The 14,444-nt window shown below is 39.7% G+C and carries 13 protein-coding genes; 7 read left to right on the forward strand and 6 right to left on the reverse strand.

The features are described from left to right. Window positions 1-13: 13 nt before the first annotated feature. Genes HCN_RS02695 through HCN_RS02720 form a run of 6 tightly spaced genes read right to left on the reverse strand, consistent with a single transcriptional unit; the run spans window position 14 to window position 5,892 of the window. Window positions 14-1,222: a phosphoglycerate kinase gene (locus HCN_RS02695; protein WP_014666472.1), complete on the reverse strand. Its 1,209-nt coding sequence runs from the start codon at window positions 1,220-1,222 to the stop codon at window positions 14-16. A gap of 47 nt (window positions 1,223-1,269) precedes the next feature. After that, entirely contained in the window at window positions 1,270-2,751 is a 1,482-nt protein-coding gene (locus HCN_RS02700; RefSeq protein WP_014666473.1) for an FAD-dependent oxidoreductase, read from the reverse strand. Window positions 2,752-2,753: 2 nt separating this feature from the next. Further along, entirely contained in the window at window positions 2,754-3,818 is a 1,065-nt protein-coding gene (locus tag HCN_RS02705; RefSeq protein WP_002956220.1) for a Gfo/Idh/MocA family protein, read from the reverse strand. A gap of 14 nt (window positions 3,819-3,832) precedes the next feature. After that, window positions 3,833-4,597 (reverse strand): glycosyltransferase, encoded by a 765-nt coding sequence (locus tag HCN_RS02710; protein WP_014666474.1) that lies wholly within the window; start codon window positions 4,595-4,597, stop codon window positions 3,833-3,835. A 1-nt stretch (window position 4,598) separates the two neighbouring features. Next, the gene (locus HCN_RS10935) at window positions 4,599-5,564 is read right to left on the reverse strand and encodes a glycosyltransferase family protein (RefSeq protein WP_014666475.1); all 966 of its coding nucleotides are present in this window, start codon (window positions 5,562-5,564) and stop codon (window positions 4,599-4,601) included. A gap of 28 nt (window positions 5,565-5,592) precedes the next feature. Continuing rightward, complete coding sequence (locus tag HCN_RS02720) at window positions 5,593-5,892, reverse strand: hypothetical protein (RefSeq protein ID WP_231996639.1); 300 nt, start codon at window positions 5,890-5,892, stop codon at window positions 5,593-5,595. A 93-nt stretch (window positions 5,893-5,985) separates the two neighbouring features. Here HCN_RS02720 and hypF point away from each other — a divergent pair, with 93 nt between their 5' ends. The 7 genes from hypF to hypE are packed head-to-tail and all read left to right on the forward strand — an operon-like array spanning window position 5,986 to window position 14,170. Beyond that, complete coding sequence (hypF, locus tag HCN_RS02725; RefSeq protein ID WP_014666477.1) at window positions 5,986-8,469, forward strand: carbamoyltransferase HypF; 2,484 nt, start codon at window positions 5,986-5,988, stop codon at window positions 8,467-8,469. Continuing rightward, window positions 8,466-9,224: a hydrogenase nickel incorporation protein HypB gene (hypB, locus tag HCN_RS02730; RefSeq protein ID WP_002956224.1), complete on the forward strand. Its 759-nt coding sequence runs from the start codon at window positions 8,466-8,468 to the stop codon at window positions 9,222-9,224. Before hypF ends, hypB begins: the two co-directional genes overlap by 4 nt. A 9-nt stretch (window positions 9,225-9,233) precedes the next feature. Further along, complete coding sequence (locus HCN_RS02735) at window positions 9,234-9,506, forward strand: HypC/HybG/HupF family hydrogenase formation chaperone (RefSeq protein ID WP_002956225.1); 273 nt, start codon at window positions 9,234-9,236, stop codon at window positions 9,504-9,506. Continuing rightward, on the forward strand, window positions 9,503-10,306 hold the full coding sequence (locus tag HCN_RS02740; RefSeq protein WP_014667525.1) for a glycosyltransferase family 25 protein: 804 nt from the start codon (window positions 9,503-9,505) through the stop codon (window positions 10,304-10,306). The genes HCN_RS02735 and HCN_RS02740 overlap by 4 nt, the downstream gene beginning before the upstream one ends. 16 nt (window positions 10,307-10,322) lie before the next feature. Continuing rightward, a complete protein-coding gene (gene hypD / locus HCN_RS02745; RefSeq protein WP_014666478.1) occupies window positions 10,323-11,450 on the forward strand; it encodes a hydrogenase formation protein HypD in 1,128 nt (375 codons plus the stop codon). A gap of 12 nt (window positions 11,451-11,462) precedes the next feature. Further along, window positions 11,463-13,163 carry an AAA domain-containing protein gene (locus HCN_RS02750; protein WP_014666479.1) on the forward strand — a complete coding sequence of 567 codons (1,701 nt, stop codon included), beginning with the start codon at window positions 11,463-11,465 and terminating at the stop codon, window positions 13,161-13,163. Further along, on the forward strand, window positions 13,160-14,170 hold the full coding sequence (gene hypE, locus HCN_RS02755; RefSeq protein WP_014666480.1) for a hydrogenase expression/formation protein HypE: 1,011 nt from the start codon (window positions 13,160-13,162) through the stop codon (window positions 14,168-14,170). The genes HCN_RS02750 and hypE overlap by 4 nt, the downstream gene beginning before the upstream one ends. Window positions 14,171-14,444: the final 274 nt, after the last annotated feature.

A 14,444-nucleotide genomic window follows, 5' to 3' on the forward strand; every position in this document is an offset into this window, starting at 1 on the left:
TATGCCATTTTATTTACTTTCGCTCTAGCACCTTAAATGCAGGGAGAATCTTACCCTCAAGCAGCTCTAGGCTTGCCCCGCCACCTGTGGAGATAAAGCTCATATTATCTCTTTCCCCTGCCCTATCAATCGCATCAGCCGTATCGCCCCCACCAATCAGGCTAAAAGCATAGGTATCACTCACAGCGTGAGCGAGATTAAATGTCCCACGAGAGAAGGCTTGAATCTCATAGATTCCCAAAGGTCCATTCCAAATAATCGTTTGAGAATCTCTCACCACCTCGCTAAAAAGCTTACTTGTCGCAGGTCCCATATCCACCGCCATAAAGCCTTCTGGCACATCTTGTGCGGGTGTGATTTTAATCTGCGTATGCGATTTCACATCATCAGTGCTTACCACATCAACAGGCAGGTAAATTTTTACCTTTTTTTCCCTAGCGTGTTCTAGAATCTTTTTAGCCTCTGCCACAAGATATTCTTCTACAAGGGATTTTTGCATATCATATCCACAAGCTTTTAAGAATGTATTGCTCATCGCCCCACCGATGATAATCTTATCCACAACATCAAGGATATTATATAAAAGTGCGAGTTTTGAACTCACCTTGCTACCACCAACGATAAGCAATACAGGCTTTAGCGGATTTGCCATAGCTTTGGCAAAAGAATCTATCTCTTTTTTAAGAAGTAGCCCCGCCACACGCTCTTTAGCAAACTCCGCAATCCCACAAGTGCTAGAGTGCGCTCTGTGGCTTGTCCCAAAGGCATCATTGACATAAATATCACAAAGTCCGGCAAGCTTTTGCGACAAATCTTTATCATTTTTTTCTTCCCCAACGCAAAATCTAATATTTTCTAATAAAATCACACTGCCACTTGGGCTTTGCTCCTGTAATAGCACTGCTTCCTCAATGCTTTCTGCAAAGCCCACATCTCGCCCCAAAAGTCGCTCCACACGCTTAATAACATGTTTGAGTGAAAATTCCGCACTTCTGCCCTTTGGGCGTCCAAGGTGGCTTACTAGCACAATATTTTTAGCGTGATTATCAATGCAGTAATTAATGGTAGGCAGTGCCTCGCGGATTCTCGTATCATCACAAATGTCAAAATCCTCATCCATCGGCACATTGAAATCCACTCGTATAAGCACCCTTTTACTATTCACATCAATATCTCTTACACTTTTTGTATTTTTCATAAGTTCAATTCCAGCTTCTCTCATCACCATACTCCTTTAAAAATAGTGTGGTATTTTAGCATAGAATCAGTTTATATTGAAAGGTTAAACTCCATCGTAAGCAATTCTGCTATCTCATAAATATTATCAATCTTTCCGCCCATAATGGTGCAAAAGCCCTTCAGTCCATAGTCTTTAGCAAAGATAATTGGTCTGCCATCATCAATTTCATTTTGAATCTGCAAAGTTTTAATCTCATAGAGTGAATCTAGGTATTCTAAAGATTCTAAAATTGGCATATAGCGTCTTGCATCAGCTTTCATTAATGGAAAATTGCTCGTTGCATTTTGCATAAAGGCTTGAAGTATCGTATAAGGGCTTGTGGTTTGTGTGGGTGGGTTATTAGAATCTTGTAGATTATAAGCTTTAAGCTTAGATTCTAAGGAAAAATCCCGCCAAGCAAAATGCGGCGTGTATCGCACGTGGCTTAGCGTATAGCAGTCTTTTGAAGGATATGGCATAAGGGAGAAAAATGCCCCGTCCATTATCGTTACTGATATGTTTTGTAAGCTTTTAGGGACATTTACAAGTGCCATTTCTGTCATTTCAAATTTAAGTGGGAGTGGGGGCAAGTGTGAATTTTGCAATAAATGATTTATACCAGCATAGGTGCAGTTGAGAATCAATGGGGCATGTAGTTTTTGTGTTTCCCGCATTGTCTCTTTTTGTAATTCAGCTTGTGGCGAAAAATCACTGCGGTCAATATTTCTTAAAATTTTATTTTCTTTTTCTTTAAGGGGGAGGGGTTTAAATTTGCAAGTATGGGTTTGTAGCTTCGCTACTGCACACGAAGTCGCTCCCTCCCCCTTAAAAATCCCCCACCCCGACAACGCTTTCAAGGTAGGCGTTTCACTTTGTGAATCGCCACCATTGATTTTTATTGTGGCAAAGTTGTGCTTTGCCACTTTAGCGATTGCAGAATCCGCCGAAATAGCATTACAAGCTGAATGCCCTATCTTTTGAATCTCAACGCATAACCCAACCTTATCCTCTTTAACACAAACCGCTTGTGTATTTGTGGCTATTTCTATCTTTTTAGATTCTAGCCTTTCTTTTAGAATCTCCCTTAAAATCGCCGCGTCAAAGGCGTATTCTCGTGTCAAAAACACATCACTTACAAGCTTTTTATTAAACATCGCTTTAATGTGATTTGGCACAGATTCTATAAAAATATCAAATTGCTTAAAAAGTCTGTAAAACTGCGTGTTAGAAGTCTTTGAGCCGATATTTGCAATCGCATAATATTTAGCAAAATCATTTTTTATAGCGGATTTAAACTCATTGCAAAAGGTTTTAAAATGCCTTGAGCTACTCACAGCCGTGCTTAGGCTACGCGGATAGTGGTAGCCATTATGCACACGGGCTTGATTATTTAAACTTGCGTGAAGCAACAAATCACTTTCTTGCTCTAGCACCAAAATGGAGTTATATTTCTCCTTAAGCTGCAAAGCGATATACGCCCCAAAGAATCCACCACCGATAATAATGCAGTCGTATTTATCTAACTTTGGCATTTTTAAGGCTTTGGAGTAGAATCTTGGGCGAGATTATGGGCTTGTGAGAGAAGGGCTAGGGTAGTGTGAGAAAATCTTAAATGTAGATTCTGCGTTGTCTCTTGGGTGCTTTTAAGTGATTCTGCGCTTAAGGCTCGGTCATTTGCCTTTGAGCCACTCCCTTTACCTTTGCTTTGAAAAGCTCTGCTTTCTTTAGTAAAACACTTAAAATCACTCCAAGATACTTCCGCAGAGGCGTTAGTGCAAGATTCTAAGCTTGTAGAATCTTGCTTCACTCTCGCACACATATTTTTAAAACTCTCCACAGCAAAGCTAAGATTATTTTTCTCATCAAAAATGGGTAAAGATTCACTAGAATCTATTGTGCTAAGCGGTGTGGGGGATAGCATATCAACGCTGATTATAGAATCTGTTGTGCTGATACGCAACAATCGCTTTTTATCATTTGAAAGTAAGCTGCAATGAAGTAATAAAACAATCTCTTTTTTACTCCCTTTCTCTTGCAAGGCACTAAATTCCAAAGTCGCACTTTGTTTTTTGGAATCTAAAAATTTGCACGACTTCACACAAAGATTATCTAAAAGTCCAAGCTCCTGCATAAAGGCAAATACGCTTATATAATGCACTCCTATGACTTCTAGCACACTTTCATTTTCATAAAAATTGCCATATTGTGTGATTTCTGCCTGTATAGATTCTATATGTTTTTCTTGCAATATTTGCAGGGCATAGAGAATAGATTGCGAAAATGTGTAAATATAATCTGTGAATAGAATCTTATTGTTTTTTCTAGCTAGATTTAGCAGTGTTTCAAACTCCTCTTTTGTGGCGGTGCTAGGCTTTTCTACAAAGACATTGCAGTTGTGTTCAAGGGCGAGTTTTGCAAGCTTAAAATGTGAAGAAAGCGGTGTAGCGATAAAGGCTGAATCTGCTTTATCTAAAGCTTCAATTAAGACTTCATCTTCGACATCACGCCCAAAGATATGAGAAATTTTATAATGTTTTTGAATGTAGTGTTGCAAAATCTTGCCCCAATAGCCCCTGCCAATAAGAATTGCCTTTTGCATATTAATCCTTTTTATTATTTTTTCAGGCGTAAAAGCTTAAAAAGTCGCCAAATTTCACTTAAATAAATGCGTGAGAGTGAAAAGATTCTCACTTTAGAATCTGTGCTTTCATCTTCCCACTTTACAGCGATTTCTTTTATAGGAATGTTGTGATATTGTGCTATAACTAGCATTTGTGTGCAGTAAAACCAGCTTTTATCATCATTGCAGAGATTTTTTAGATTTAAAGCCACTTGCGATTGATAGAATTTAAATCCACACATCGCATCGCTAAACTTTGCTTTGAGTGCGATTTTAAGGATAAGATTTAAGGTGCGAGAGAGAATCTCCCGCTTCAAACTTCGCCCAATCACCACAGAATCTTTTAAAAGCCTAGAGCCTACAATAATCTCTACGCCATTTTTTAGATTCTCATACACTTCTTGTAAGTGCCCTATATCCGTGGATAAGTCTATATCCATATAGCCGATAAAGCCACAAGGCTCACTTCTTTTAGTATTATGTGCTATCGCTTCCCTTAATGCCAAGCCAACACCCCTTTCTTCCAATCGCAAATACTCTACTTGTGAAATAAACTCTAATGTGTTGGCATTCAGCTCTTCACATAAACTTTTGGCAATCTCTTGTGTAGAATCGCTTGAGCCATTATCCACAATGCTTATAATGTGTGGAATCTTTGCTTCCCTTAGAAACGCCATTGCCCCTCTTATGCCATTTTCAAGCCGTTTTTCTTCATTTAGCACAGGGATTATGATGTTTAAAATTTTATTAGATTCCATACTAATGCCTTTGTATATTTTTGTTTTCAAAATTAAGATTGACTGAACTTGTCTCATTGACAATTTCATAGGGCGTAGCACCTTTTAGCTTGATGAGAGCAATTCGCACATATTCGCCAATGATTGAAAGCATTAAAAACAGCCCGATATTCATAGCCACCATATACAGCGAAGTAGAAGTCCAGCCACTTGCGATATGGGGTAGTAAAAAATAAGTGCTAAGGATATAAAGTGCATAAAATGCGTTCCCACAAGCAAGTAACAAGCACATACAAGTACCAAGCCTAAGCAGCTTGTAAGATTCCCCAAAAATCACATCAAGCCCCAAAAAGAGAGAATCTAAAAACTTTCTTTTTGGATAAGACTTTGGCGTGTAGGGATATTCACAAATGTTTAGCGTTGTGTCAAAATGCAGTAGTCTTAAAAGCTTAATATCGTGTTTATGCGATAAAAGTGTGTGGATAACCTTGCGTGAAATCACGCAAAATTCACTATAATCTTCCCTTGCTTTATTAGCAAAAAGAGCAAGTGTTTTGTAGAAAAGCTTTGAGCCTAGCTTTTGCAAGATATTTTGCTTTTTATTCTTCCTTGTGCCAATCACCATATCATATTGCTGTGCAAGTGAAAGCATAGATAAGCAATCAGCAATAGAATCTGTTTTCAAATCCATAAAAAGCAGATAATCGCCAATGCAGTTTTGCAAAAAAATCTCATATTTTAATGAGCCTAGATTTTCATAACTACAAAGCGGGGAGCTTATCTCTAAAATCCGCACATTAGGAATAGAAGCAAGATTTTGCGTCGTCTTTTTGGTGCTTTTAGCGGATTCTGCACTCAAGGCTCGGTCATTACCCTTTAGGTAACTCCCTTCGCCTTTCGCTTGAAAACCACTAAAATCACTCAAAAATACTTCCGCAGTGGCGTTTGTGTGTTTGTTAGAATCTGCTTTTTGTTTTTCACAAACCAAGTGGAATGGATTGCTAGAATCTTTGGTGCTAGATTCTGTTTGTGTGGAATGTGGATTTATATCGGGGGGGGGGGGGGGTAATATGTGTATTTTGCTGTTTTATTGTGTCTTTGTGATTTTTATCAAACATATCAAATAAGGGATTAAGGATTAGAATCTCAAAGTAGGCAAAAGATTCTTGTAAATGCTTACTTAATTCACGCAATAAATCCATATTGATATGATTATCTAAAAGGGCTATGGATATAACGCGGTGTTTATCTTGTAGTGGTTTTTGCGAAGTGGAACTATGTGAATCTACGCTATTTTGCATACAAGCCTCTCTCATAAAATTTCCCAAATAATGTTGCCTTTAAAATTTGTGCCATATTCTAACACAGAATTATTAAATTAATTTGGGTTTGAATGCTATACTTTGCCTATGAAAAATGCCGATAAACTTCCCAAACCAAATACACACATAGACGCAAAAACCGCCTATGCCATAGAGCTTTTTGGCATAATACAAGGCGTGGGATTCCGTCCGTTTGTGTATCAGGTAGCCACGAGCTTAAATCTCAAAGGCTATGTGCAAAATCGCTATAATTCCCTTTATATCTATCTTGAATCTACTTTAATCCAAAGTGAGCAATTCCTGCAAGAGATTTTGCAAAATCCCCCGCCAAATGCCGTTATACACGCTCACACAATGCACCAAGTTCCTTTTGTAACACCCCCTTATAGCGATTTTAGAATCCTTGCTTCAAGCACAGAAAAGCAAGATGACAAGCTCTTTTTGCCACAAGATGTAGCGATATGTCAGGCGTGCTTACAGGATATGGGCTGTAATACAGGGCAAGATATAAAACAAGATACAAAACAAAACTCAAGGCAGAATCCACGCTTTCAGGACTATGCTTTTACCACCTGCTCTTATTGTGGGGCTAGGCATTCTATTATCCACGCTCTGCCTTATGATAGGACTAATACTTCAATGCGGGAATTTAAAAAATGCAAAGATTGTGAGCGTGAGTATCACACTCCCACAAACCGCCGATTCCACGCCCAGCCCATATCCTGCAATCAATGTGCCATTAGAATGCGTCTTATTATCCCTAGCCTTAAAAAATCTTACATATTTGCCTACCCCAAAGCCACAAGTGATATTTTGCTCCTAGCCCTTGTGGCTCAAAAAATAATGGAAGGTAAGATTATTGCTATTAAGGGCGTAGGCGGGTTTAATCTCATCGCAAGTGCGACTAACATTCAAGCCATTATGTCGTTAAAAAAACGCAAAAATCGCTCAAAAAAGCCCTTTGCCATTATGTTTAAAAATCTGCAAGATATTGCTTCTGTGGCGGAGATAAATGAGAGTGAGAGACAAGCTCTATTATCCCCACAAGCCCCCATTGTGCTACTCAATAAACACTTTCATAATCGCCAACACAATCGCTCCCATAATAAGCGTGAAAATGCGATTCTAAGCTCGCAAGCCCTAGAGCTTATCGCACCGCAAGTATCAAGCATTGGGGCGATTTTGCCCTATAATGGCATAATGCACCTGCTGTTTAGATTCCTAAATACTCCGCTTATTTTCACAAGTGCGAATGTCAGTGAAACGCCTATTATCACAAAGCTTGATGAGCTTATGGAAAAGCTTAGTGGCGTGTTTGATATGGTGCTTGATTATGATAGGGAGATTACCCACGCCCTTGATGATAGTATTATGCGTTTTATGGCAGGGGAGTTACGCCCCTTGCGTTTATCGCGCGGCTTTACACCGCTATTTTTACCCTTTGGAAGCAAAAAATTGTGCTTAAGCCTAGGAGCGCAGCAGAAATCAAGCCTAAGCATAGTCTATAAAAATACGCTTATTAGCCCATATTTTGGGGATTTACACAATGTGGATTCTATATGTCGTTATGAAAAAGAGCTGCAATTTTTTCTTAGTCTTTATGTGAATAAGCCTAAGGTGATAGTGAGTGATTTACATCCGCAGTATGCTTCAACGCATTTAGCTAAGAATCTTACAAATAACACAGCCTTGCTAGATTCTGCTACGGATTCTGCGACAAGTTTAGATTCACCGCAATTTTTACAGATTAGTCATCATAAAGCCCATTTTTATGCGATTTTGGCTGAATCTAATGCTTTAAACAATGATGGTTTTGGCATTATATGGGACGGCACGGGGCTAGGCGAAGATGGGGGCATTTGGGGCGGGGAGGGCTTTATATATGATTCTAAGCATAAAAGTATGAGCAGAATCTTTTCTCTTAAGCCCTTTGCATTGCTAGGTGGGGAGGGGAGTATCAAAGAGATAGGCAGACTTGCATTAGGCTTGTTATGGAGCTATGGCATACAGACACAGAATCTAGCAACAAAGAATATAGAAAAGAGAGAGAATATAAGCCTTTTGCAAAATGCGTTTGAAAGCAAAGTGTTTTTGCAAACAAGTTCTATGGGGAGGCTTATTGATTGTGTGGCGTGTTTGCTTGGGATTTTAGAAGTTCAAAGCTATGAGGGGCAAAGTGGGGCATTGCTAGAATCTTATGCTTTGCGTGAAAGGGCGGAAGTCTCTCCTTATCCATTTAAGATTGATAATGGTGAGATTGACTGCAAAGCGATGATAGAAGAGATTCTAAAAACGCAAGATAAGGCAAAGGGGGCAAAGCGGTTTTTAGAGACTTTGGCATATATGGCTTTAGAGATGAGTGAAAAGGTGCTAAAAACAAAAAGGGTGCGTGTGTATTTTAGTGGCGGGGTGTTTCAAAATAAGTTTTTGTGTGATAGAATCCACACTTTGTTTAAAGAACATAATATACCTTTTTATATGCATAAGATTTTACCTTGTAATGATTTTAGTATCAGCTTTGGACAGGCGGTTTGTGGTAGTATGGAACAAAATAAAGGAGATGTAAAATGAGTGAAAAACTTGAAGGGCTTCATCATAATGAGTTTAACCGCAATGAGCGACTAAAAAATAACGCAAATTTGAATAAAAAATCCGTTGAAATTGTCCGCAAGATTCTCTCAAAAAATGATGTAAAAGCAAATGAGCTAAGGGAGCGGTATAAGGATTTAGGCGTATATGTAGTGAATCTTATGAGTTCGCCCGGTAGTGGGAAAACGACATTGCTTGAATCTTTAAGCGAGTTTGAGGGGTTACGATTTTGCGTCTTAGAGGGGGATTTACAGACAAATCGCGATGCGGCTAGGCTAAAGGCAAAGGGGGTAAGTGCCTATCAAATCAGCACTGGGGAAGCGTGTCATTTGGAAGCATTGATGATAGAATCAGCTCTCAATGAGCTAGAAAAGCAATGTGATTTTAAGACAATGGAGTATTTGTTTATAGAAAATGTGGGGAATCTCGTGTGTCCGGCAAGCTATGACTTGGGGGCGAGTTTGAATCTTGTGCTACTCTCAACGCCAGAGGGTGATGATAAGGTGCTAAAATACCCTACAATGTTTATGTGTGCGGACGCGGTGATTGTGAGTAAGGCAGATTTAATGGAGCATTTTAATTTTGATATAAATCGCGTGAAAAATGACTTAGCACAGCTTAAGGCAGATGTGCCACTTCTACTAACAAGCTCTAAGGATAGGGCGAGTATTGAAAATGTGAAAGATTTTATAAGCCAGAGAAAAGCACAAAATTACCATTCAAATCATCAGTTTTAAGGAGTGAAAATGTGTCTAGCTATACCCTCTAAAGTTGTGGAGCTAAAGGAAAATAATGTAGCCGTGGTGGATACGCTAGGTGTAAGGCGTGAGGCGAGTTTGGACTTGCTAGATGAATCTGTGAGTGTGGGGGAATGGGTGCTTTTACATATAGGCTTTGTGATGAGTAAGATTGATGAACTAAGTGCGATGGAAAGCTTAAGGCTTTATGATGAGATTTTAAAAGCAATGCAAGAAGAGGATGAGGCGTTGCTTAATGCTAATGGTGGGGTTAGAGAATGAAACTTTTTATCATCAATCTCCCACAAGCCACAGAACGCAAAGCCTTAATGAGTAAGCAATTTGAGAATCTAGATTCAAAATTAAAAGAAAAATATGAGATTATATTTTTTAATGCTATTAACGCACAAGCAAAAGAGCATTTAAACTTCAAACAATACTCTAAAATAAAAAGTATTCTTTTTCGTGGAAAGGAATTAAGCGATGGGGAAAGAGCTTGTTTTGCAAGTCATTATACACTTTGGCAAAAATGTGTAGAATCTAATGAACCCATAATCGTGCTAGAAGATGATGTTGAGATTCTCCCACACTTTTGGCAAGAGCTAGAGCGGATAGAACAAAGTGCGTTTGCGTATGTGAGACTTATGTATCTTATCACGAAGGCAAAGTTTTATGATTTGCAAAAAGGCTTTCACTTTACTTTTAATAATGTCGCTGGCACACAAGGCTACTATCTCACACCCACAGCCGCAAAGGCATTTATAGAATCTGCCAAATCGTGGTATCGCCCTGTTGATGATTATATGGATATGTTTTATATCCATAAGATTCCCATTGTGTGTGTGAAGCCTGTGATACAAGAAGTGAGGGCAAATACCACGATTAGTGGGCGATGGCAAAAGCCATCATTGCTGCTTAAAATCGTGCGAGAATGTGTAAGATTGCTTTTTCAAACAAGGCGATTTGTTTTTCTATTCTTTTTTAAAAACACTCTTCTTTTGCCAAAAGAATCTTTACAAAAAATACACTTAGGACGAGAAAATAGTGAGATTCTAAGAAGCAAAGATATATTTAATTTATAATATTTTGGAGCGTGATATGCCAAATTTAGATTTGATAAGCTTAGATTTAATTGAAAATTTTCGCGATAAAGATGTGATCGCAGGCTTTGCCAAAAAGATTGCGATTCTAGCTCAAAGTTTAAAAGAAAAGCTCGTGATTATGGAAGTGTGTGGTGGGCATACGCACACACTTATGCGATATGGGCTAACTCAGCTTATGCCAGAAAATATTGAGTTTATCCACGGACCGGGCTGTCCAGTGTGCGTAATGCCTAAAAATCGCATTAATCAAGCCTATGAAATAGCGATGCAAAAAGACACGATATTATTAAGCCTTGGTGATATGATTAAGATTCCCGGAAGCTATGGGAGCTTGGCAGATGCAAGGGCTAGGGGGGCTAGCGTGCAGTTTTTGTATTCCCCACTTCAGGCTTTAGAGATAGCTAAAAATAATCCGCAAAAAAAGGTTGTGTTTTTTGCCATAGGCTTTGAGACGACAACGCCAATGACTGCTGCCCTTGTGGAAAAAGCCCTGCAAGAAAATATTACAAATCTCTTTTTTCACATTAATCATGTGCTTGTTCCCCCGCCATTATGTGCGATTTTAGATTCTAAAAATTCACGCATTAATGCTTTGATTGCCCCTTCACATGTGAGTGTGATAAGTGGAGCTAAGATTTATAAAGATATTGTGGAGAAGTATAGTATTCCTGCGGTGGTGAGTGGTTTTGAGCCGGTGGATATGATGGAGAGTGTGTATAGGCTTGTGAAGCAAAAGGTGGAGGGCAGAAGTGAGCTTGAGATTCAGTATAAACGCGTAGTCAGTATGAGTGGGAATCTTAAAGCCCAAGCCTTGGTGGAAAAATACTTTACCAAACGCAAAAGCTTTGAATGGCGTGGGCTTGGCAACATCGCAGATTCAGCTTTAAAACTCAAAGAGCAATACGCATACATAGATGCTGAAGTGGTGTTCGATGAGATTTTGAGTAAAGATTCTGTGGCGGATAATAGGGCGTGTCGCTGTGGGGATATACTGCGTGGTGTGGCAAAGCCCTTTGACTGCAAAGTCTTTGCCAAAGCTTGCACACCAAGCAATCCTTTAGGGAGCTGTATGGTGAGCAGTGAAGGGGCTTGTGCGGCATATTATAAATACGGCACATTATAGGGGCGTAATGGCGTGTTACAAAATGGTGGCAGTATGAGTGAGATAAAAAAGCGGCTATGCGATGGGGCAAAGCAGTATTATGAGTATCTTTCATCGCATAATCTGGGTTTGAGTGAAATCCCCATTAGTGTGCCGACATTGCAAGATGATACGCTTATTCTTTCACTTAGAGGCAATGTGGCGGATATGGATTTGAAGCTTAGTAGTGCTTTGATTTTGGATATAGATTCTATGCATTATATGGTGGGCGATGAAGAGAATATTGAGCTGCAATATTATGATGAGCGTCAAAAGGTTGTGTATCTCACGCTAGATTCTACACTCAAAGAGAGCGTGAAAAAAAATCTAAAAAAGCTTAGACTTTTTAGCGATTTGAAGTTTTTGGTTAAAAATGTGGAAGAGTTTTTTGAAAATTTTGGCGATAGGCTAAAGCTACCTACATATATAGAATCTAGCGTTATTCCCATTATCCCCACTTTGAGTGATGAGCAAAATCAAGCCTTAAAAGTCGTGCTAAGTGAGCCTTTAAGCTATGTATGGGGACCACCGGGAACGGGTAAAACGCAAAAGGTGCTGTTTGAAGCGATTTTGCATTATATGAGGCAGGGTAAAAGAGTGGCGGTTGTAACAACGACAAATAATGCTTTGGAGCAGGTGCTTATTACGCTGATTAAGCAATTTGATACGCTAGGGCTAGATAGAAGCAGTATTTTGCGGCTTGGCACACCAACTATGGGCTATATGAATGCGTATTGGCAGACTTGCGATCCTAGCCTGTTGCAACAAAAGGGAGCAACGAATCTTTTTAATTTTCAAGATACGCTTAAAACTCGCTTGAAAACCACTTGTGTGGTGGGCGTAACCCTTGATGGCTTTATCAAGCGATATGAGAGTTTGGAGCTAAGTTTTAGCCATATTTTTTTAGATGAATGTGCGTATGCACCGCTGACTAAAACCTGTGCGTTGTGTGTGGAAGGCACACCACTCGCATTTTTTGGCGATCATAAGCAGCTGTTTCCCGTATGCGAAATGCCTAAAACCGCCCTTATGCAACAAGAGAATGAAAATGCGTTTGTGTGGAATCTCTCTGCTTTGTTTTTGGAATCTTTTTTTAATGGCGAAAAGCCTAAAAATCTCGCACAAGCGTATGAGCAAAGTGGAGAAATCCCACAATATAGGCAAATGCGATGTGTAAATCTAAGTCGCACACATCGCTATGGGGATAATCTCGCACAGATTTTGGATAGATATGTATATCGTATCGGGTTAAGGGGCAAAGATGAGCCTATGGAGATTTTTGCCATTGATAGTGGAGCAAAGCAAGAGATAGAGACACAAATCAGTCAAAGTGAAGTGAGGGTGTGTGAGATTCTAAGCACAAAGCTAAAAACGAGTGAATATGCTATCATCACGCCCTTTGTGAAGCAAAGACAAAAACTTGGGCTTAAAATCCCACGCGATAGGATTTTTACCATTCATGGCTCACAAGGACAGGAGTTTGATAATGTCATCTTTTCACCGGTGAGTTTGCACTATCATTTGACAAATTCATATCAAACCCACGCCCTTTATGCCCTAAATGTAGCTATATCGCGTGTGAAAAAGCGACTTTTTGTCGTGTGCGATTATGCCTTTTGGAGTAGGCAAAAAGGACAGCTTTTATCAGAGATCTTGCAACAAGCTCAACTTATCACTTTAGAGGACTTATTATGAAACAAACACAAATTACACTCTCTCAAGGTAGTGGGGGACTAGAATCTAACTTGCTTTTAGAAGAGATTATATATGAGATTTTGGGTGAAGTGCTTGTGCATAGTGGCGAAGATGCGGGGGTGTTTGACAGCAAAAAGCCCTTAGCCATAAGCACGGATAGCTATGTGATTAGCCCGATTTTTTTTCCCGGTGGCGATATTGGCAAATTAAGTGTGTGTGGCTCAAGCAATGATGTGGCTATGCGTGGGGCAAAGCCTATGTATCTCACACTTGGCTTAATCCTTGAAGAAGGCTTTGAGATAGAATCTTTAGAAAAGATTCTAGTTTCTATCAAGCAAGAAGCCCTTACGGGTGGGCTAAAGATTCTATCTGGGGATACAAAGGTTACTCCAAAGGGCAGTGTGGATAGAATCTTTATTAACACCACGGCGGTAGGGGAGATTCAGGGTGCGGAATATAGCGTGAAAAATTTAGCTCTAGGTGATGAGATTATTGTAAGTGGGGCGATTGGCACACACGGGGCGGTAATTTTCTGCCAAAGAAATGAGATAAATTTACAAAGTGATTTACAAAGCGATTGTGCGCAGCTTTATCCTATGCTTGAAGGGCTACAAGAATGCAAGATTCATAGTATGCGTGATGCGACAAGGGGGGGCTTAGCAGCGGTGCTGAATGAGTGGGCTAGGGCTATGTGCGTGGAGATAGAAATTGATGAGGGTGGCATTCCCATTTTGCCGCAAGTCAAAGGGGTGTGTGAGATTCTAGGGCTTGAGCCATTGAGCCTAGCAAATGAAGGTGTATGTGTGATGGCTGTGCCACAGGGGGAAAGTCAAAAGGTGCTAGAAATTTTACATTCCCATAGCCTTGGCAAAAATGCTTCTGTGATAGGGCGGATTAGCAAAAAGGCGGAGAGTGTCAAAAATGCACGGGTAATTATCTCTAATGCGTGGGGTGCTAGAAGATATGTGGAGTATCCGCAAGGGGAGCTACTCCCTAGAATCTGCTAATCCGCAGCGTCTCTTGGGTGCTTTTAAGCGATTCTGCGCTCAAGGCTTGGTCATTTTGCAAGTGTAGGTTTGCTTCATTGCACACAAAGTCGACTCACTCGCTCCCCCTTAAAATCCCCCATTAGATGACGCTTTCAAAGTAGGTATTTCACATAAAAAAATGAGCGTAGTTGTAAAAGTCTTGTGATGGTATAAAACGAGTGCAGAAAAGTTTTGATAGTCAATGATAAATAGCAGAATCCCTAAAAACCACTCTTTAAAAAACGGATTTTAG

It is taken from the genome of Helicobacter cinaedi PAGU611 (assembly GCF_000284635.1).
In the GTDB taxonomy this organism is placed as follows: Bacteria; Campylobacterota; Campylobacteria; order Campylobacterales; family Helicobacteraceae; genus Helicobacter_C; species Helicobacter_C cinaedi.